At 37.3% G+C, this 22,566-nt stretch carries 11 protein-coding genes; 2 read left to right on the forward strand and 9 right to left on the reverse strand.

Annotated elements, in window-relative coordinates; translation table 11 throughout:
• Positions 1 to 19: 19 nt before the first annotated feature.
• The 4 genes from ABD682_RS08405 to lysA form a co-directional block, all read right to left on the reverse strand.
• A complete protein-coding gene (locus ABD682_RS08405; protein WP_344740719.1) occupies positions 20 to 1,060 on the reverse strand; it encodes a hypothetical protein in 1,041 nt (346 codons plus the stop codon).
• 8 nt (positions 1,061 to 1,068) lie between these two features.
• Positions 1,069 to 2,406 carry an MFS transporter gene (locus tag ABD682_RS08410; protein ID WP_344740720.1) on the reverse strand — a complete coding sequence of 446 codons (1,338 nt, stop codon included), beginning with the start codon at positions 2,404 to 2,406 and terminating at the stop codon, positions 1,069 to 1,071.
• 280 nt (positions 2,407 to 2,686) lie between these two features.
• Positions 2,687 to 3,409, reverse strand: a complete 723-nt coding sequence (locus tag ABD682_RS08415; RefSeq protein ID WP_344740722.1) for a hypothetical protein — start codon at positions 3,407 to 3,409, stop codon at positions 2,687 to 2,689.
• A gap of 308 nt (positions 3,410 to 3,717) precedes the next feature.
• Positions 3,718 to 4,953, reverse strand: coding sequence for a diaminopimelate decarboxylase (gene lysA, locus ABD682_RS08420; RefSeq protein ID WP_344740723.1), 1,236 nt, complete (start codon positions 4,951 to 4,953; stop codon positions 3,718 to 3,720).
• Between the two features lie 199 nt (positions 4,954 to 5,152).
• On the opposite strand from lysA, the gene sucC reads away from it, so the two are divergent.
• Positions 5,153 to 6,343, forward strand: coding sequence for an ADP-forming succinate--CoA ligase subunit beta (gene sucC / locus ABD682_RS08425; protein WP_344740724.1), 1,191 nt, complete (start codon positions 5,153 to 5,155; stop codon positions 6,341 to 6,343).
• Between the two features lie 40 nt (positions 6,344 to 6,383).
• Here the strand turns inward: sucC and ABD682_RS08430 are convergent, their stop codons facing one another.
• Complete coding sequence (locus ABD682_RS08430; protein ID WP_344740725.1) at positions 6,384 to 6,650, reverse strand: DUF1456 family protein; 267 nt, start codon at positions 6,648 to 6,650, stop codon at positions 6,384 to 6,386.
• A gap of 363 nt (positions 6,651 to 7,013) precedes the next feature.
• On the opposite strand from ABD682_RS08430, the gene ABD682_RS08435 reads away from it, so the two are divergent.
• On the forward strand, positions 7,014 to 7,424 hold the full coding sequence (locus ABD682_RS08435; RefSeq protein ID WP_344740726.1) for a TerB family tellurite resistance protein: 411 nt from the start codon (positions 7,014 to 7,016) through the stop codon (positions 7,422 to 7,424).
• 62 nt (positions 7,425 to 7,486) lie between these two features.
• Here ABD682_RS08435 and uvrB read toward each other — a convergent pair whose 3' ends face one another.
• From uvrB to ABD682_RS08455, 4 genes are all read right to left on the reverse strand, one after another.
• Positions 7,487 to 9,490: an excinuclease ABC subunit UvrB gene (gene uvrB, locus ABD682_RS08440; protein ID WP_344740727.1), complete on the reverse strand. Its 2,004-nt coding sequence runs from the start codon at positions 9,488 to 9,490 to the stop codon at positions 7,487 to 7,489.
• 25 nt (positions 9,491 to 9,515) lie between these two features.
• Positions 9,516 to 14,675: a T9SS type B sorting domain-containing protein gene (locus tag ABD682_RS08445; RefSeq protein ID WP_344740728.1), complete on the reverse strand. Its 5,160-nt coding sequence runs from the start codon at positions 14,673 to 14,675 to the stop codon at positions 9,516 to 9,518.
• Positions 14,676 to 14,791: 116 nt separating this feature from the next.
• The gene (locus ABD682_RS08450; RefSeq protein ID WP_344740730.1) at positions 14,792 to 19,702 is read right to left on the reverse strand and encodes a T9SS type B sorting domain-containing protein; all 4,911 of its coding nucleotides are present in this window, start codon (positions 19,700 to 19,702) and stop codon (positions 14,792 to 14,794) included.
• A gap of 138 nt (positions 19,703 to 19,840) precedes the next feature.
• On the reverse strand, positions 19,841 to 22,546 hold the full coding sequence (locus ABD682_RS08455) for a T9SS type B sorting domain-containing protein (RefSeq protein ID WP_344740731.1): 2,706 nt from the start codon (positions 22,544 to 22,546) through the stop codon (positions 19,841 to 19,843).
• Between the last annotated feature and the right edge of the window lie 20 nt (positions 22,547 to 22,566).

Genomic DNA, 22,566 nt, shown 5'->3' on the forward strand with positions numbered 1-22,566 from the left:
AAAGGTTGGTTTTGGTTTGTTAATTGAATTTTTTCAAGTAGCCGTCAGCTATCAGTTTTTCTACTATATCTTTGGTATATAATTTTGCATCATCCGTGTACATGTGAGACCAATCTGGCAGTGTGTATCTCGACATAAATTCGTAATCTTTGTAGTGATAACAAGGACTATTTACAGCAGCAACGAATCGATCCCAGACCTTTTCTTTTGGTAAAAGGCGCATAGCATGTTTTGTCCAAGGTTCCTCAGATTTATGCCTGATGAAAATAACTTTACCACCTCGGGCTTTGAAGTCGTTAATAGTTTTTACATAATCCTTTATAATTTGCGGGATATAATTTTTTACTGATTCATAATCAGGCAAATAGGGTAGAAATTTTTCCCAGGCATCCGTAACGCGTTTTGCGAATTCAGGATCAGTTCTCATACGAGGAAACATCATAAGATTACGATCCTCATCATGATAACTAAAATTATAAAGCATAAAAGGTTCTTCACCGCGACCTGGAATGTAAATTCTTCCAATAAGGGATTTAAGATCTAGATCGTTATAAAACTCGAGTTCAGAAGAGGTTAAAAAAACTAAATTGCGCTCCAGAGGTTTACTTAATACATAACCCAGTTTTTGCGCATAGGTTTGGTTATGATAATGTTCTACCCATTGTTTAGTGCCGCTTGCCCAGGGATCATTAGGATCAGAAAACCACATTAATGGTGTGATTCCGATCACGAGAGTTCCCTTAAAATTTGTATTGTAAACGATATCCTCCAGAAATGGTCTTGGTGGTTTACCGTCAGCTGCCAGATTAATAGGTTTTCGTCCTTGTGTTTTTTCCCAAACATGAGTATTAAAATCAAATCCGGTTCTTGACGATCCTAAAATTACGACATCTTCAGCGGTAGCTGTTTCTACTTTTCTGCGGTGCTCGGCCCATAAATAGCGATCATCTTCAAGTACTGCTTTGTACTCATCTGGTTTGCTACGCCAGTAAAGTTCCCAGCACACTATTCCTGCGAGCGTAAGCGAGACAGCTATAAAAAGGGAAAGCTTTAATTTCATAATAATAATTATTTAGAGTGATCGAGTATTTTAATGTATTTCTTATGTTTTTTGAAGTTGATAAAAAATATGGTGATTAAGCTGATAGCCGGTGAAATCGCTATGAGCATAAAAATCTCCTCCCAACTAAATAGTTCCTTAAGGGTTCCTACCAAATCACTTCCATAAGCTCTTCCGGTATTACTAATAGCCATGTAAAGAGTAAACTGGGTAGCTGCCACCCTTTTAAAACTGAGTTTCATGGCTGATGCGAAAAAACCGATACTCATGAAAACGAAGAGCAAGGTTATAACAAGAATAAAACCAAACACCACAGCTGTAAAACCCCAGAAAGAAGCCATTAAAGTCATGGTGAATAAAGCTGCTATATAAAGAACTAAGTAAATGCTTAACATTTTTTTCTCTCCGAAATAATCAACCATAAAGCCTCCTATAAACATGCCAAACAAACCGCTTATTACAGTAACAATAGAGTAAACCTGTGAGTAATCTGTATTCGTCCAGTCGAGTTCCTGAATGGTGTATATGGGTAATAAGGTATCCATAAACCCGTTCAATAATCCGTTGAAACCAATGGCGACGGCCAGGAGTAAACTCGAGGGGAGAATAAAAACCTTAAAAAGATTTTTAAGAATTTTTTTCCAACTTTTAAGTTGAATGGACTTTCCAAATTCTGAGGCCTTTCCTTGGGTCCAGGGCAAAAGTTTTTCACCTGGGCGTTCCCTAAAGCACAAAGGAACCATAATGAAAAAAGCAAACGCAATAGACATGAATGGTATGGCGGTTGAAAATCCCAGTGTGTTTATAAGTGCTGTACCTGCCACCAGAGTTAAGGATACTCCTATAACTTTAGAACCCCACATGAGGCCATTGGCTCGTGCTTGTTGATCTTCAGGTACCAGTTCTACTGCCATACCATCTGTAGCTACATCCTGAAAGGCACCAAAAAAACTGATGAAAAAACCTGCGAGCATTAAGCCCGAGAGATTGTTAATTGGATCAGGAACAAAACCAATAACTAAAAAACTGATAATTAAACATAATTGTCCGAAAAGAACCCAGGGGCGTTTTCTACCCATTGATAGAATTGTAAAACGATCCATTACGGGAGCAATAAGAATTTTTAAACTCCATGGAATCCCAATGACGCCTACGTAGGTTGCAATTTCTGTTGGTGTTTTTCCATTCATGGCGAGCCAGGCGGGAATAGCATAAAAGGTAATCCCTTCAGGAGCGCCTTGTGCGAAATAAAGCGCAGAAAAGTTTAAATACCTTAGTGCAGTGTTTTCAGATAAAAAAAAGGTTTTTCCTTTAGTTAATTGAAGGGCACTTTTAAATGCATTCATATTTTCGGACGAGGTGAAGGTTAGATTCTTTGAAAATTAAAATACGAATACAAAAATCTGCACTCCTCACAGAGTCCTGATGGTGGTTCAAAAATATCATTTAAAAAACAGTCTTTTATTTAGCTATTATTTAAAAGACTTAGGGAATGGTTATTAATATTACTTAAAATATTGATTACTTACAACAAAAAGTAACAGATTTAACAGGTTTCGTGTTCAATAAAAAATAAAACGCTTAACAAATGTTAAGCGTTTTATATCGACATAACTCTAAAAATGTCTAAAAGGACATCTCTTTATCAAGCGAATAAATGTAGGTCCACTCATTCGAGATAGACGCATTCATTTTACTTCTCAAAGCGTCCGTTTTACTTTTACCATTTTGTTTTTCATAAACGTTCCAAACGCCGTCACGATCCACGTCCATTCCTGCAAAATTCTTGAATGGTACTGCTACAAAATAATCTGCTGCGTCAGGTCCGCCGCCTTGAAGACCATACCAGGCGCCACGTTTCGTACCTTCCGCCTTTTGTAAAGAAGCGGCTATCTCATTAACAACAGCCATAAAATCTCTGGAATTGCTTGTTTGTACGTTCCAAACCCAAACGACTGTATTGTCATTAGAGCCCATAGAACTAATTTTAGGCATGTATCTGGCAATGTTATAATTTACACTTTTAACATGCGGCATAATTAAATTTACAACTTGCATGCGACAAGCTTTACTGGCTTCGTCACCATCTTCATCCATTTCGGCCCAATTTGCCATACGGCTTGTTAGTGCATAAACGGTTCCTTCGCCTTGAACGCGGCGCCACATGTTCCAGGGTTCATCCCCTTTGTTGTCTTTATAACATTTTTTCCAGGTTTTTACACCTTCCATAAATTGTGCATTGTGGCCATGTTTTACGGTAATCTCAGAAATGTTTAATAGAAAAGACTCATCTTCTTGAGCAAAAGCTACAAGCGGTAAGACAAGTAATAGAAGAAATAACTTTCTCATAATTTTAGTTGGTTTTAATTGTTAATATATTTGTTTGTTAGATTATAATCCAACGGGTACTTTTAAAATTAAAATCAATCTTTGGGAGCTAAAATAATTGTTCCGGAATTATGAGGCAGGTTATAAAAAGCAATAAAACTTCGACTTAATTCCTGCTATAGAAAAGTAATAGGGAGACTCTAAATATAGCTAAATTTTTTAATAAAAAAATCTTTTTAACTAAAAATCAGTATATTATATTGTAATTTTTAATTGAAATAAAAAAGCCCTTATGGAAATAAGGACTTTTTTACAAGCATGTTTTACTTTTAATTCTTTGCGGTTTGAAGCTTTTTCGTTTCAAAATCAACTTCAATTTGATTCCTTAAAATATCATCGAATGTTTCTCTTTTTCGAATAAGATGTGCTTCGTTGTTGTACCATAATACTTCTGCAGGACGCAAGCGAGAATTATAATTACTGGCCATTGAAAAACAGTAGGCTCCGGCATTTTTAAAACATAGAATATCGCCTTCGGTTATTTCATTGATCCTTCTATTATTCCCAAAAGTGTCGGTTTCGCAGATATAACCAACTACGGTGTAGAATCGTTCTCTTCCATTTGGATTTGAAATATTTGTAATGTCATGATAAGACCCATAAAACATGGGGCGAATAAGGTGATTAAATCCAGAATCAACCTGTGCAAACACCGTTGAGGTGGTTTGTTTTACAGCATTAACAGCGGTTAAGAAATATCCTGCTTCACTCACCAGAAACTTACCGGGTTCAAAAGCAAGGGTTAAATCTTTGCCGTATTCCTTACAAAAGGCGTTGAAACGTTTGGATAATTTATTTCCAAGTTCTTCGATGTTGGTTTCAATATCCCCGGGCTTATAGGGTACTTTAAATCCGGAACCAAAATCGATAAACTCTAAATCCTTAAAATGATTCGCTGTGTCAAAAAGGATTTCGCTGGCATATAAAAACACTTCAATATCTAAAATATCACTACCTGTATGCATATGAATACCGTTGATGGTCATTTTCGTATTTTCAACAATGCGTAAAATATGTGGGATCTGATGAATTGAAATACCGAATTTTGAATCGATATGACCAACTGAAATATTGCTATTCCCGCCTGCCATAACATGAGGATTAATGCGAATACACACAGGGATTTCGGGGTGTTTCGTTCCAAATTGTTCCAGTACAGACAGGTTGTCAATATTTATTTTAACGCCCATTTTAGCGGCCGCTTCAATTTCATTTATAGAAACACCGTTTGGCGTAAAAATAATTTGTTCGGGTTTATATCCTGCTTCCAATCCTAATTGAACCTCTTGAATAGAAACCGTGTCTATACCTGCACCTAAACCTCGTAAATATTTTAGAATTGAAATATTTGAAAGCGCTTTAACGGCATAGTTTACTTGTAACTGTGGTACCTCATTAAAGGCCTTAATAAGTCGGTTGTATTGTGATGCGATTTTATCGGCATCGTAAACATACAACGGACTTCCGTATTCGTTGGCGATATTAACTAATTGACCTGGCGTCATGGATTTTAATTTTTTGTCAAAGATATTTTATTCACCTCAATAAAAAATAAATACTTCAATTATTATACAATTTAAACATTTTGTTAATTAAATAACAATTTAGTGTGGGTTGATATACGAAAAAGTTTTCGTTCCTATTTATTAGGGTAAGTAAGTGGTATTATTTACCTTTGCAACTCTTAAAACGATTAAGCAAGTTATGAATTTACACGAATACCAAGGTAAAGAAATATTAAGCAGTTTCGGCGTGCGTGTGCAACGCGGAATTGTAGCCCAAAATGCTAACGAAGCTGTTACCGCAGCAAAACAATTAACCTCTGAAACAGGCACGAAGTGGTACGTTATTAAAGCCCAGGTTCATGCCGGTGGACGTGGAAAAGGCGGTGGTGTTAAACTGGCTAAGAATTTAAAGGAAGTTGAAGACATAGCAGGGCAAATTATTGGTATGCGCCTTGTTACTCCGCAAACTTCAGCTGAGGGTAAAAAGGTTCATCAGGTATTAATTGCTGAAGATGTTTACTATCCCGGTGAAAGTGAGCCGAGTGAATTTTATATGTCTGTCCTATTAAACAGAGCTACCGGTCGTAACATGATCATGTATTCAACTGAAGGTGGAATGGATATTGAAACTGTTGCTGAAAAAACACCACATTTAATTTTTAATGAAGAAATCGATCCTACCGTAGGTTTATTACCATTCCAGGCCAGACGGATTGCTTTCAATCTGGGATTATCCGGTACAGCCTTCAAGGAAATGACAAAATTCGTTTCTGCGCTATATACGGCTTATGTTAAATCTGATTCTTCTTTATTCGAGATCAATCCTGTTTTGAAAACCAGTGATAATAAAATAATGGCTGTGGATGCGAAGGTAACTATCGATGATAATGCGTTATACAGACACAAGGATTACGTAAACTTAAGAGATTTACGAGAAGAGAACCCTATTGAAGTTGAAGCCAAGGAAGTTGGTTTGAATTATGTAGACCTTGACGGAAACGTTGGTTGTATGGTTAATGGTGCCGGATTAGCAATGGCTACAATGGACTTGATCAAACAAGCCGGAGGTGAGCCTGCAAACTTCCTGGATGTGGGAGGTACTGCGGATGCTGCGCGTGTTGAGGCCGCTTTTAAAATTATATTGAAAGATCCGAATGTTAAAGCGATTTTGATCAATATCTTTGGTGGCATTGTACGTTGTGATCGTGTTGCGCAGGGAGTAATTGATGCCTATAAGAATATGAAATCCATTAACGTTCCAATTATCGTACGTTTACAAGGAACAAATGCCGATATCGCGAAAGAGCTTATTGATAATTCAGGTTTAGATGTACTTAGTGCTACAGAATTTCAAGAAGCCGCAGATAAGGTACAAAAGGTTTTAGCCTAAGAGGAAAATAAATTCAGAAATAAATAGAGGAGAGCAACAATTAATTGTTGCTCTTTTTTTGTGCTTTGGTTTTTTCTTTTTCTGGCATCGGGCCTCGTAAATGGATCACTAATCCATTTAGAAAATTTCTTAAAATCTGATCGCCACATTCTACATATTTTGGATGATCTTCCCGTCTGAAAAATGCGCCTAATTCACTTTTCGAAATTCGAAAATCAACCAGACCTAAAATGGTTACAATATCATCGTCACGAAGTTTAAGCGCTACACGTAATTTTTTTAAAATATCATTGTTTGTTAATGCCATTCTTGTCGTTTCTTTTGGTTTTGCATTTCATCGATTTTTAATCGTCTAATTCAAAAATCTGACGTTTTGCTATGTTTTACAAAGATACGTGAACTAGTTTGAAAAAAAATCTGTAGTACAATTTATATAAAAATTTTATAATTCATTGAAAATCAAATAAATAAATTTAAACAAAAAAGAAAAAGTCGGTGAGCTCCAAATGATAAAATGCATTTTTTTTAGACGAATTTATTGTGGAGGAGATGAAATAAATAAATTAAACGATTAAATACGCTCGTATTTTCGATAAGTGACAATATATCAACGATTAAGAATTGGTTCTTCTTCTTAACTTTAAGTTGTAAATTAATTAATCCCCTCAATATGGTTAATCGAGTAGAAAAGCTAAGCCTATTATCGGAAATGATAGCCTTTGCGAAATTTGATAAAGAAATTAAACGCCTGGAATACAATTTTCTATTAGGTGTTGCCAAACAACTAGAAATCACGCGAGAGGATTTTGATTATTTAATTGATAATCCCGTTTCATATATTCATTTAAAATCTCATAGTGAGCGTATTGTTCAGTTTCATCGATTAGTTTTATTAATGAATATTGAAAACCAAAGCGAAGAAAATCAAAGACAAGGTGTGGTTAAATTATATAATTTTGGATTACGCATGGGTTTGAGTCATGAAGCTATTACCAAGGTTTTGGATCTCATGGAAAGTTTCCCTAATAAAATTGTACCACCGGATGTACTTATAGATGTGTTTAAAACACAGTACAATTAAAATATTTGCTAAGATTAATTAAATGTGTTGAATCCTTTATGGATATTACGAAAAGCTAGAAGTTATACTTTTAGCTTTTCTAGTTTTTCCCGGTAACCCTTTATTTCATCCCGAAGCTGAGCAGCAACTATAAAGTCTAAAGCTTTAGCCGCTTCCTCCATCATTTTTCGTTTTTGCTTAATTTTCTTTTCCAGCTCTGGTTTTGTTAAATACTCACTTTCCGGCTCGGCCGCTTTTGCAGCTTCCAGTTCATATTTGTAAGTACTCACTGAATTTTTGGCTAAAGCATTATCTAAGGTTTTGTTTAGAGCTTTTGGAGTGATATTGTGCTCCGAATTGTAAGCTATTTGTTTATCGCGGCGGTAGTTCGTCTCGTCAATAGTTTTTTGCATGCTGTTCGTAATTTTATCTGCATACATAATGGCCTTACCATTAAGGTTTCTGGCTGCTCTACCAACGGTTTGTGTTAAGGATCGAGCAGATCTTAAAAACCCTTCTTTATCGGCGTCAAGAATGGCTACCAGAGATACTTCCGGAAGGTCCAGACCTTCACGTAGTAAATTTACCCCTACCAACACATCGAAAAGCCCTTTACGCAGATCCTGCATGATCTCTACACGCTCAAGGGTATCAACATCACTATGGATATAACGACAACGAATCTGAATACGCTCCAAGTATTTTGTGAGTTCCTCGGCCATGCGTTTGGTTAGAGTTGTAACCAATGTACGTTCATCTTTTTCAACGCGAAGTTGAATTTCCTCAATAAGATCATCAATTTGATTCAGGCTCGGGCGCACTTCAATTACAGGATCCAGTAAACCAGTAGGACGGATCACTTGTTCCACATAAACGCCACCGGTTTTTTGAAGCTCATAATCAGCCGGTGTGGCACTCACATAAATAACCTGATTCTGCAGCGCCTCAAATTCTTCAAATTTTAAAGGACGATTATCCATGGCCGCTGGTAAACGGAAGCCATATTCTACCAAATTTTCCTTTCTGCTACGGTCTCCACCGTACATAGCATGAACCTGAGAAATAGTGACATGACTTTCATCAACTACCATTAAATAATCATCCGGGAAATAATCAAGCAAGCAGAAAGGTCGTGTTCCCGGAGCACGCCCGTCCAAATAGCGTGAATAATTTTCAATACCGGAGCAATAGCCTAACTCCCGGATCATTTCCAGATCGAATTCTGTACGTTCTTTTAAACGTTTTGCTTCTAAATGTTTACCAATCTCCTTGAAATAGTCATACTGTTTTACCAGATCATCCTGAATATCTTTAATGGCATTTTGCAAAACCTCTGGTGAAGTAACAAACATATTCGCCGGATAAATATTGAGTCGATCATATTTTTCGATGACTTCATTCGTTTGGATATCGAAAGCTTCAATAGCTTCAATTTCATCACCAAAAAAATGAATTCTGAAGGCATCATCAGCATAACTTGGGAAAATATCAACGGTATCGCCTTTTATTCTAAAATTACCATGGTTGAAGTCGGCCTCCGTTCTGGAGTATAAACTTTGAACCAGTCGGTGCAATAATTCGGTTCTTGAGATTTCCTGATCCCTTTTTAAAGTAATCACATTCTTTTGAAATTCAATAGGATTACCAATACCGTACAAACAGGATACCGAGGCTACCACCAGAACATCACGCCTTCCTGAAAGTAGTGAAGACGTGGTGCTGAGCCGCATTTTTTCTATTTCTTCATTAATAGAAAGGTCTTTTTCAATGTAAACCCCGGTTACAGGAATATAGGCTTCCGGTTGATAATAATCGTAGTACGACACAAAATACTCTACCGCATTATCAGGAAAGAATTGTTTGAACTCCGAATATAATTGGGCTGCCAGTGTTTTATTATGAGCAAGAACCAGCGTAGGGCGCTGCACTTCCTGAATTACATTAGCTACGGTAAAGGTTTTACCCGAACCGGTTACGCCAAGAAGTGTTTGGTATTTTTCATTACTATTTATGCCTTCGGCTAATTGGTTAATTGCTTCAGGTTGATCGCCGGTGGGCTCGAATCCAGATTTTATTTTGAATTTCATTTAGCAAAATTAAACAAAATAAGTCTTATCGTTTCAACGCAAAATGACCTCCAAAAATACGTCCATCTTGAAGTTGTACTTTAAACCAATAATCGTTGGCAGGCATGGGACGTCCTTTGAAGGTACCATCCCAACCGGGCGAGGTTGCCAAGAGTTGTTTTAGTAATTTTCCGTAGCGATCATAAATAGAAATTATACTATTAGGTTGCACATTGCTACTGATGCCTCTGATTTGCCAAAGATCGTTAACGCCATCGCCATTTGGTGTGAAATATTTTGGATGACCAACAACGGAAATAGGTATTTCTATCGAACCACAGATAGCATCTCGAATAATAAGGGTGTAGAATCCTCCGCGTACATTCGTGAATACAGGTTCTGATTGAAAACTTAAAAAACCTGTATTTTCCTCTTGTAAAGCGAATTCATATTGTCCGCGACCAATATTATCAGTATTAATAGTTATGGTATTGTTTTCCGAAATATCAACAATGGATACATCATCAATAGTTGTTTTAGCCAATTCCGAAGCCTGGACATCAATTGTTCGGGTTCTTGAACAATTACTACCATCGGTTTTAGTTAAAGTAACAGTGTAAATTCCCGGAGAGCTTACATTATCCAAAACAGGGTTATTAGAAATCAGGTTTCCTTCGAAATACCACTCATAATCAAAAGTTTCAGAAGGATTTGCTTCCAGAGGATCGAGCGTAATTACAAAGGTTGGATCGGAGGTACAAACAATTCTTGGACTTTCAACAGAAAATTCAGGTAAAGGATTTACCACTAAATCTACAAAAGTAGTGGCTATGCATGTTGTGTTAATCGGATTGATAACATCTACCTGAATACTTTGATTGGAACTTATTAAAGGATTTGGCAGGGTAGTAGCTTGATTAATTTGTTGTCCGTTTTCATCGATGTAGTTGTAAAAAATATCCATATTAGATTGATTACCTAAAATGGTTGAACCTAGATTTGTTGTATCAAAAGGATAACGCCCATCATCATCAATATCACCGGCATCTCCATCGCAAACGATTATGGGACTCACAGGATAGGCTATGGGTTGTTCATCAACAATAAAATCAAGGGTTGTTTCGTCGTAACAAGGACCATCAGGATCTGATGTCGTACTGTTAGTTACCCGAATGGTTATAGTCTGGGATGCTGTAAAGAAGGGGTTAGGTAAGGGGCTTGGGAGCGAATTACCTGATTGGTCGGTGTAGCTTATTGTGACATCAGTCGGATCTTGATTTCCTAGAATGGTGGACTCAATATTTGAAGTGTCAAAAGGAAAAATTCCATCAGTATCGTCATCACATTGCCTGTCTATGGTTACGGAATTTGCAACAGGTAGCGGCTCTACAGTTAAAAGAATATGAGGACCGAGACCTAAGCAATCATTCGAAATTTCACTATCGATTCGAACATAAATATATTGTGAATTTGGGTATCCAATATTGCGATAATTTGTAATATCGGTTATTTCATTTTCTTCCGCCAGAGCATCGGCCTCATTTCTATAATAACGAGGTGGTGCTGGATTTTGCCCTACCGGAATTAAATTTCTAATGGTCGTATCTGCTGCACTAAAGTCAAAAGTGGAAATACCATCTCGATCGTTGTTTTCAGCTGTATCATTGCCGTTGATATCCAAAAAGTCGTCGCATTCATTATAACTTATTAAAAAGTTTGATGGAATAGATGTAGAGGAAACTTTCAGTTGCAGTTCAGCCGTACTCGAACAGTTGAAAATATTTTCTACACGTACCCAAACAATGTCATTACTGATTGTTCTGTTTTCAAAAGTAGTCGGATTTGAAATGTATTCTGGTCTGGCAGGATCACCGGCTATGGCAGCGGCCTCAGTTGTGTAATACGAAAAGGTTTCGTTAGCCGCATTTGATGAAATTTTATCATTAGCTTCAGTTAAATTAAAATAACTGTATCCCAAAGTATTCAAATCATCATCATCACATTGGATCAATTCGACGGGCGAATTTAACCCGGGTAATGCATTTACAGTGAGGATCATGACATCTGAATACAAACCACATCCATTTCCCAAACGATTTAAAAAAGCTCTGTAATTATAATTGTTAAATGCAAGTGGCGTATTGGTAATTAGTAAACTATTGGTTTGGGAATCACTATAATTGGCATCATCTACGATGGTATTCCAGGTGAGACCACCATCCGTGGAAACTTCCCATTGAATGGAATCGTAACTTGAGGAGACCAGGGAAATATTATTATCTGAACCTTCACAAACAGCTATATCACCAGGTTGAACATCTATGGTTATTGGTGCTGCAATTAAAAAGTCAGGATTCGGATTCGTGTAACCATCGGAAGCATTATTTACCAAACCTTGGGTATTTATGGTTGGCGGATTATCTCCTAAATAATTATCACCATTGCCATCGGAGAAATCGGCTTCAATAACATCACTGCAGCCATCGCCATCACTGTCAGAATCCATATAACTGTAAATAGCATCGCTTTCTGAATCATTTGGTTGGTAGGCTAATTGATTACTGTCCGCCGCAGATTCTGCATTATCATCCCAGCCATTTGATCCGTAAGGACCATCAACCATGCCATCTGAATTAGAATCATTCACCAGGGTGAAAGCTCCCGATTCAATCCAATCGAAAATACCGTCATTATCACTATCCAAATCGTAAACATCCCATACGCCATCGCTATCTGTGTCTAATGCAGAAGCATTGATGTCGAAAACATCATCTAATCCATCTTGATTACTATCAATTCCTGAAAAGGTTAAAAGCGTTCCCGTAAATTCAAGAAAATCAGGTAGGGCATCGTTATCACTATCCAGGTCCAGAGCGTCCTGAATACCATCGCCATCGGTATCACGGGCTACACAGGTAGCCACAATTTGAAATACGGCTTGTTTACTTTCTATATCTGAAGTATTGGTGTGAATATAGGTTACACTATCTACATTGTTCATATAAAAACCAAATGTTCCAGTCGCCAGGGGTAAAGCATTACCATTCCGTTTAAATCGTATTTCAAAAGCAGAGACCATGGTAACGCCACTTTCATAAATCCCATCGTAATTGGTATCTATCAAAAGCTGGTCGTCCGGATCCAAAAGTGTTATCGTTCGTGTATTTGGAACTCTGAGTACGAACTCCTCGTCAGGACCAATTTCTTTATTGCCAAAAGCCGAAGAACTGCCATATGCTAAATACAAATTCAACGGTTTATTAAACGTTAAATTATAAGTAACACTTGTAGAACTTGTATTGGTTTTCACAGGGACATCGCTTTGAAACGTGCCATCAAATATTCCTGATATAGGTGCTATTGCAGCATTACCTTGGGTAGTAACAGTTCCGCTGAACGAATAAGATCCTACTGGAATATTTCCTGAAAACGGATCGCTTAAATCTATAGTTTGATCTCCAAAAGATTCCGTACAGTTTAAAATGCCGTCGTTATCATTATCAATATCAATATTGTCCGGAATACCATCATTGTCAATATCTTCGGGGCACAAACCAATAGGAATTTCATAGGATTCCAGAGTGGTGCCTGTGCAGTCTATAACACCAATAAGTTTGTAATTTCCGATGGCCGGAGGGACATATTGTAAACTGGTGTTTCCGGTTGCTACATATCCGGTTCCATCATCATAATACCATTCAAAACTATCAAAGCTGTCAGGATTGGCAACCTCAAGTGTGATATTTCCCAGACATATTCCCAACGCGTTAAAATCAGGAGTAAAATTAATTTCCGGCGGACTAGGGAAGCCGGAGTAAAAACTTCCGGAGGTTGCTGCATCATTATAATTGAAATAGGCACAATACAATTCCTCAGAACATTCTACAGTAACGATATCGGAGATATTCAATACTTTATAGGTAACATAATCGGCTTTTCCAGGTACCGGAAATGGCCCTTGAATATTGTTACTAATAGGAATGCCGTTTTGTTTCACTGTGAGAATAGCGCCAGCCTTTGTAACAACCGTAATTCCACCAGGAAAGTAAGAAGGACCAATACTATCGATATAAGGAATATTATCAATATTTCCTTTAGTTTCGCAACTTAATGGTGGTACAAAAAACAACCCTTGATTGGCTTCAGAACTTGTGGCACCTACACCTTGATAAGCGAAAACCGGTTCTGATGTTTGAATGTACATATTGCCACTTGAAGAATAATAATTTCCTTCAATGATATGATATTCACCAGCATTTATTGTGGCTATTGGTGTAGTATTTCCGTTAAGATATATGGAAGTATTATTGGAATGCGCTACAATCAAAACATTTTCCCAACCATTTTCCCCATCGCCTTTGATAAAAATGTATTCTGATCCCACTTTGGATAGACCGACAATTTGATCTATGCCATAATCACGTCCTGTTCCATTAAAAAAGCTACCATTTGCGGATCCGCAATTAACCACGATAGGTTTATCTGAAGTCACAAGAGCCCCAATTAGACCTGCGCGATTATCCTGGGAAGGATCAGTTGATATATAATTGGTACAGGTTGTTGCTAAAATATAACTCTCACCTTTATCTAGGGTAATGTTTATTGGTTTTGATCCTGCGTAATTATCGATGATAACATTGTTAGGAATATCGCTAAAATTCACCACTGTATTATCCTCAGTTGCCATGACTGAAACAAAGTTCAGATAGTTTGTTTGAGGATTTTGGTTATCAAAAGCGCCTACCCGGAAGGTATTCCCTAAAGCCGCTAATCCCTTACTAACCAGGGCACCTGCCTGAGGCCTGTTATTGCCACCTGCGAGCATTCTCACTGAAACATAAACAGGACTATCAGCCTCGATTATATACCCCTTATCATTCATCACCGTGCTGGTTTGATTTGCGGGAACAAATAGTTGACCATAATCTGTATCCATCGGGATTTCCACTGGAATTTGATTGGATACCACTCCAGAAATATATCCGGCAACACCCAGCCCCACGGGTTTTATTGTAAAATTTACATCAGTATTACTTGGTGTTGAAATATAAATGTATTGCTCATTAGGACTAGCATTACCTAATTCTGCGTTGGTTAAAGGAGGTATGTAATGCGTTTTACTTAACTGTGCATTTACTGATAAACTAGAACACAGAAAAAGTATAACAAAAGCGTTTTTAAATATGGAGCTTAGTTGGTAATTCATAGCTTTTTAGCGAAACTCTAAAATATGCTAAAAAACTTAATTTAAGGTTTAAAAAATGTCCAAAGGTTTCCTTTTAACGTTTTTTGGAAAAAAGTGAAATGCCAAAGGCTTTTAATTTACCGTTTCAATGCGAAATGTCCCTTAACGTCGAAGGTTTTGCCATCTTGGACAACCTTAGCTACGAACCAATAGTCATCAGCGGGCATTGGTCTTCCGTTATAGGTGCCATCCCAACCATCTGAATTATGGGTCAGGGTTTTAATTAATTTGCCATAACGTGTGTATATGTAAACTTGAGTTCCCGGAATTTCGTCAATACCAATAACATGCCAGGTGTCGTTGTAATTATCACTATTTGGTGTTACTACTTTAGGTACATCTATAACCACTACACTGGTGTAAACATCTTCACAACCATTTAAATCACGAATGGTTATTTGATGAAGACCATAAGTTACATTTTCGAACACATTGGATTGTTGAGGTTCTCCATCATCAAGAATAAATACATAATCTCCAAACCCGCTAACATCCACGGTAATACTATTCGGATCGGAGAAATCTACTTTTGTGGTAAAATTAATTGTGGCATTTTCAGATTTTATAACCGAGAAATCCTTAGTGTAACTGCAATTTGGTCCCTGTGTATTTTGGTTGGTAACTGTAACGTAATAATTGCCAATATCCGTTTCACTGTTTAATTGGATGCTTGGAGTGGTTTCACCTGTAGACCATAGATAGGTATCAGATGGGTTTCCTGTATCAGCATTAATTATTAAAGGTAAATTATTTATACAAAGGGGAACAACATCATCTATCGGAATCACAGGAAGCGGATTGACGTAAATACGGAATTGCGTAGTATCATAACAGCCTGTATTTATATTTTCCACGCGGGCGTATATGACGTCACCATTTTGTGCCGAATACAAATTCGGAATTGCATTGATATTTAAATCGGCATCACTTTGTGTAATAAAATAATCTATAGTAAATGATGAAGGCGATTGCGATCCAAGAATCGAAGCAGTGTTTACAGAAAGATCAAATCCTAAAACGCCATCAAAATCATCATCACAGTCAACAAGATTCGGTGGTGTATTTGCTATCGGATTTGGATCTATTTGAAGGTTAAATGATACAATAAAAGGGCATCCCGTGATAGCATCCGCAACACGAGCATACAAGGTTTGGTTGGATGCCGTATAATTATAAGGGTTCACTAAAGGCGTTGTATTATTTTCCGCGTCGGCCAAGGTGCTGAAATAGGAAATATTAACATCCGGTATTTTGGATGCAGCCACTAATTTTGTATCCACATTAGTAAGATCGTAAAGTTGATCTGGAGTGTCACAAATCTCAACAGTATCCAAAGGAAAGGTTACCGGTGGAATATGAACTAAAAGTTCTAAAGGCAGAATGGTTACACAACCTGTCAGGGTATTAGCAATTTTAATGTAAACTATTCTATTCCCGGAAACGTAATTCTGAGGATCCGAAATTTCCTTAGAATTATCTAAAGCATCGTCCGGATTAATATCATTCAGCGTTTCAAAATAATTGACGATGATATTGGATTGAATCCGGTCATTTATTTGAAAATCGGCATTTTCTAAATTAAAGGTTGCAATGCCATCATAATCATCATCGCACTGCGCTAATGGTCCGCTCATTGGCGTTACATCAGGTGCAGGAACAATATTTAAGGCAAATTCTTCAATCACGTAGCAAAGTGAATCTAAACTTTCAATGCGCACATAAATTGTTTGTGGATTGCTGATATTGCTATAAATCAAGGGAATTGAATTCACATTATTATCAGCGTCGTTATAGGTTAAATGAAAGGAGATATTCAAATCATCAGGATTGGCAAGTCCGGCTTTCATTTGATCTAATTTTATGTTCAGATCAAATTGCTCTACGCCATCATTCGTGCTGTCGTCACAAGTAATGTAAGCCGTTGGGGCGTTATAAATAGGATCAGCCGAAACTTGTAAAATAAAGGAACCTGTAGCAAAACAGTTTGGATCTGTAATATTTTCAACCCTAATATATATTGGTTGCGGACTTGAGGTGTTGGTATATGCATTATCCTTATCTATTTCCTGGGTCATGGCTTGATCTTCAAAATAATGAACTTCTTTACCTGTTTGACCATTTAATATTTCAAAATCCTTATCGCGCATAAAAAATTGCGTGGTGGTACTTCCATCGTCCAAACAAATTTGGAAATTGCTAATATCAGGTATGATAGGTAACGTATTTACTATAACTTCCAATCTTACCAAATTATAGCAGCCATAATTATTTTGATTGCTTTCAACTCTAATAAAAATAGATTGCGTTTGTGCATTAAAATTAGTTAGCTGACTAGAGGGTATCGGATTTGTATCCGACTCCGCATCGACCTGAGAAGTGAAAAACTGAATATCCACTATGGAAGGATCGTCAACAATTTCCGGAATTTTTGCACTTAGATCTACAATAGAAAAACCATCCTGATCATCATCACAAACTACAATCGGGGAAGGGTCAGTTGCTCTTGGTGCCACCAATATTTGTATATCGAATGGATTTACTGTTCTACATTGCGAGTCGCTGTTCTCGATACGCGCGTATAGCGTTTCTGTGGGATCTGTATTTGTATAAAAATTTCCTAAAGAATTTATATTATTGTTCGCATCATACTCTGTTTTAAAGTAAGTAACTACAAAATCTGTATTACCGGAAGTAACCAGGTCATCCAGTGAATGAAGGTCTATATTCACAATACCATCATCATCATCATCACAATACGGTATCGGATTTGCAGGTTGAAACAATAAAATAGGATTTACCAGCAAATCAATTTGTTCATATTCCGGACAGCTGCCGTCACCATAACTAATTTTTAAAAATAATGTGGTTGGATTAGTGGCAGAATAAAGTTGAGATTTGTCAATAGGAATATCAGCAGTTCGATCCGCTTCAGATTCATAAAAATCAACGGTAATATCAAAGGGTAAATTACCAATAATCAGGGTTTCTATAGTATTAAGATTGAAATCCTGTGTGTCGTTTTGGTTGTCGTTACTATCACAAAGCGCATAATCTTCAACATTTGTAGCTGTCAGTAATAAATTGGTATGAGCCTGAATAATTACCACTGAAATACAACCTGTAGCATCATCTTGAATACTCATGTAAACTTGGGCCAAGCCCGGCTCGCCATTAGGGTTGGTGTATTCATAGTTTGAAGGATCAGGTATTGGATTTGATCCACTTTGCGCATCTTCAAAGGTTTCGTGATAATTCACAGTAACTCCGGTTAAACCTTGAAGGACGTTATCTCTTACCTGAGTCAGATCGAAAAAAGCATTACCATTGTGATCCGTGTCACAAGCATCTAAATATTGAACATCCCTGTTCACTTCAGGACTAACTGTTATGTTAATATCTAAAGGAACAACATTCGAACACAATGTTTGTAAATCAACTACACGCGCATACACCCGATTGTTGGGAGTGGAAGCGTTTATGTAACTTGTAGCCGGCAATGGATTGATACCACTCCAGGCATTACTCTCACTGGCATACCAGTACACCGCAAAATTGGGATCGCCACCTGTAATTTCATCATTTTTAAAGGTTAGATCAATTACGGTGAAACCATTTGGATTAGCATCAGTATCACAGGCATCAAGGGCGGAAGGCGCAGTAACAACCGGTAATGGGGTTACAACTAAATTAAAAGTAGTAAACGCAGAACATCCTGTATCCAGATCTTGAATTCGAACAAAAACAGGTTGCGGATTAGTAGTATTTTGAATGGGCGCTGTTATGGCGTTTAAATTATTTCGAGCATCATTTTCTGTGTAGTGATATGAAAAGGTATAATTATTCGAGAAGGTCACATTAGCAGCCAGTTCTGTATTCTTATTTGAAAGATCAAAGAACTCTATGTTATCTCCGGAATTGTTGTAATCACAAGTTTCATAATCTGTAATAGGTTCAATGTATTCCGTGCTATTCAGAACCACATTTATTTCATCAGTCTCTGTACAATCATTACCATTTAAAGGTACTGTAACATCCACCCGATACGTTCCCGATTGCGTGGCGTTTAACGTTGAATTTATCTCCCCAGGTATTGGGTTTCCATCTAAGAACCAGGCATAAGATGCTAGAGCATTGTTGATGTTGGCATCCAAAACAGCATTCCCGGAACAAGTAGAAATGTCATCACCAAGATCTAATATTTTAACGCTGTTTCCCTCAATAAAAACTGCTGAATCACCACGGCCATCGTATTGATCGGCTATGATTAATTTAATGTGATAGGATACATTTGGTTGAATTGTGGTTGAAGCACTCAAAACATTGGTGCGCCCTGTATAATTTGTATCGCCAAAATTAAAACCGCCAAAAGCTGAAGGGTTTTGAGCGCCACAGGCCGGTGAAAGATCGGTATGAACGGTGCCTGTAGATATCGGATCGGAAGTTCCAGAAACTAAAGCGATATTTTGATAAGGGCCGGGGCTTCCGGTAGGTTTAATTAAAAAGACAAAACCATCCGAAACCTGACACGGTATTATACCTTCATAATCCTCGGATGCAAATAAAAAGTTGAATTGAAACTGACTGGAAATAGAAACCAGATCGAATTCAATAGAAGTCGCGTTTTCAGTATTGCTCACACCAAGCGCAGCATTGATATCGGGGTCTGTACCCCAGGAGCTGTTATAACCGTCGTTTAAATTCGGTGATATTGGATTATTTCCGGCTTTAGAAGCATCACCTGTACTTAAGATAATACCGTTTGCAAATGGGAAATTGGAACTTCCTTTTTCAAAATATCCGTAACTCGGAAAACCAAAGCTGTTACCATTTACTGCAGAGGTAATATTGGAAATGTCCACACAACCGGTGACTAAGTTATTTTGGATAAGAGGTTCTAGAGGAACAGTGTTATCCACAGTAATTTGCTGTGCCTGTGTAAAAGAAACACAAAACAATGATAAGTAGGTTAAGTAATGAACAAATTTCATGGGCTTTAGGTAATTTTGTTCGTAAAAAATTAATAAATATTAGCGTCTTGATTTATAGCGAATTACATTCCGAAATTTAGGTAAAATATCGATAAAATAAAAAAAAATCCGATGAAATGCACAATTTTAATCAAATATCTAATTTTTCAAGGTAAAATGACTCTTAAAAATTCTTCCGTCCTGTAATTCAACAATAAACCAATAATCGTCCGTTGGGAGTGGTTTACCTTTGTAAGTACCATTCCAACCCGGCTCTAGGGGCGTTAATTCTTTCAGTAATTTACCGTATCTGTCGAAAATTTTAATTTTAGTTTCGGGTTGAACGGTATTAGAAACCCCATAGACTTGCCAAAAATCATTGAAACCATCATTATTAGGGGTGAAAAATTTTGGAAAACCTATTACCGAAACCTTCGTCGAAACTATACCACAATCATTTTTCACATCTTTAACTAGCACGTTGTAAAAGCCTGGCGAGACGTTTTCAAACACATTTTCCAATTGATATTCCTGTACTGTTTCTCCGTATTGATTATTTAAAGCAAACTGGTATTCACCTTCACCCGAAGCCATGACGGTTATGGTATTGTTATCGGATACATCTTTAACTTCAATATTATCAATACTGGCAATATTTGATGGATTAACGGTTATTTTATGCTCCTTAGTACAGTTTTTGGCATTTGTAACAACAACAGTATAGATCCCAATTTCATTAACTTCCGTGGTGTAGCTTGTGTCTCCGTTAGACCATTGGTAGCTGTAATTTTGGGGATTATCATTAATCACGCCGGCATTAAGTGTTATGGTTTGTGGGTAGGTGTTTAGACAATACACATAAGTAGCTTCACTCGATACAGGAGGTAGTTCATTTACTATTAAACTCAATTCGCTAATCCCATAACAATTATTTTGATTCTCTACGCGAGCAAAAATGGTTTGTGCATATGGCGTTTTGTTACTATAAGTATCCGGTAAAGGATTTTCTTCAAGCAAGGCGGCTTCATAGGTTTCATAATAATTTATATCTAATCCCGTTGGAAGTCCGTTCACAATTTGAGAATCGGCATCTCGTAAATTGAATTGCTGTATACCGTCTTCAACAAGATCATCGCATAAAATAAGTTCTGCGTTTTGAGAATCCGTTAAACTTACACTAAGCGTCAATTCCGAAGTGCTGCTGCAGGAGGTTTCTCTATTTACTACCTTTACATAAATAATTTGTGGGTTTATGGTATTGTTGAATGAACTGCCATCCATGCGATTCGTTAAGGTTGGATCGGTAAAAAATTGCACTTCAACATCCGGGTTATCACCTGTGATATCTGGTATAGCTTCATTGAGGTTAAAAGTAGTTAAGCCATCTTTAATGCCGTCTTCATCACACTGTAAAATAGAGCTGTTATAGGCCTGGGGGTTTTCATTATAAATAACATAGGCTTCTCCTTCAATGGCACAATCCCCATTATTTGGATCGATATAAACCTGATAAAATCCTTCCTGATCAATATCAAGTTTATAAGAAGTTTCAGGTAGAACAGTGCCATCACGAGTCCATAAATAACTTGCTCCGGGATAATCCTCAGAAATCAAAGTATAGATATCGCCGTCACAAAGTGCTAAATTTGATGAACTTTCTCCATTCTTAATAATATCAATGTCCTTATTGAAGAATGATGCTATAAATGGAGGTAAACCTTGCGACGATTGTCTGGGTCCTAAATTGATAGCATTGTGCTGATAGTTGGCCGCAGTTCCCGGAGCATTAGGGTTTCTAATAACACCTAAATAAGAAGTTCCCTGGGTATAAGTTGCGCTTAATGCTCTGTAGATTTTTCCATCCGGGCCTAATTGAAGTGCTCCGCGATATAAATTTCTGCTATCTAAAAGGGTTTCAGAGGTTTGAATATTTGCGGCATTAAGTTTGTATTGTACTAAAACTGAATTGTGATTGTTTGGGTTTTCCGCTGATTCAGGATTATCGTAATCAAAATAATCATTTGAGGCATGAACGTATAGTAATTGACTGTCTGGTGAAAACTCCACGCCATAAGGAACCGTGCTCGTATTGGAGCTTGTTATACGCAACGAAACCTCGTTGGACACCGTACCGGTAGCAACATCAAAATCATAAATAAATAAGCCACTCTGGGCATTAGCGCAAGCTACTTTAGTACCATCCGGAGAAAGTTTTAAATAACCACGAGCATCATCAGCATTGGTATTGAAGGTAGATTTTACAGGGTTTAGATTAATTCCTGTATCCGTAACTTCATAAGCGTAAAAGGTATTAAAAAATGAACCATAGGGATCTTCTGGTCCAAAGGTTACTACCCAAATTGATTTGGTAATACAGTCTTTCAAAACAGCCGTAATTTTCTCGGAACAAATGGGTAATAAGGATTCGTTTTTGGTAACAACCTGACCAAGACCGCCATTCATGGTGATGTCAACAATAGAATAGTTTAAACCTGTTTGAGTTTGGTTTGAACCTACTGTAAAAATGTAATATTGATCCGGATCTCCCGGTTTTGGAACTACGATAGTCGATTGGGTACTAGAGGCATCACCTAATAAACCAAAGCCATTGGCCATAACCTGATGAACGCTGTTATAAACTGTAGAACCATCGGTATACAATACTAAATTCCCATTAGCATCAGATATGGAAGTACAACCTTCGATCGTACTTAATTGTCCGTTTGTAAGATTGGATACCGTTGCCGTATTGAGGTTAAAATTGATCCCTGCATTCCTACCAAAATACCAGTTTGTAGCTTCCTTTTGAGGAAAACATACAAATCCTAGAAAGGATGTAAGGGCAAGAAATACAATCTTTTTCATTTTTTAGTAGCAATGGCTAC

It is taken from the genome of Gaetbulibacter aestuarii (assembly GCF_039537665.1).
GTDB classification, from domain to species: domain Bacteria; phylum Bacteroidota; class Bacteroidia; order Flavobacteriales; family Flavobacteriaceae; genus Gaetbulibacter_A; species Gaetbulibacter_A aestuarii.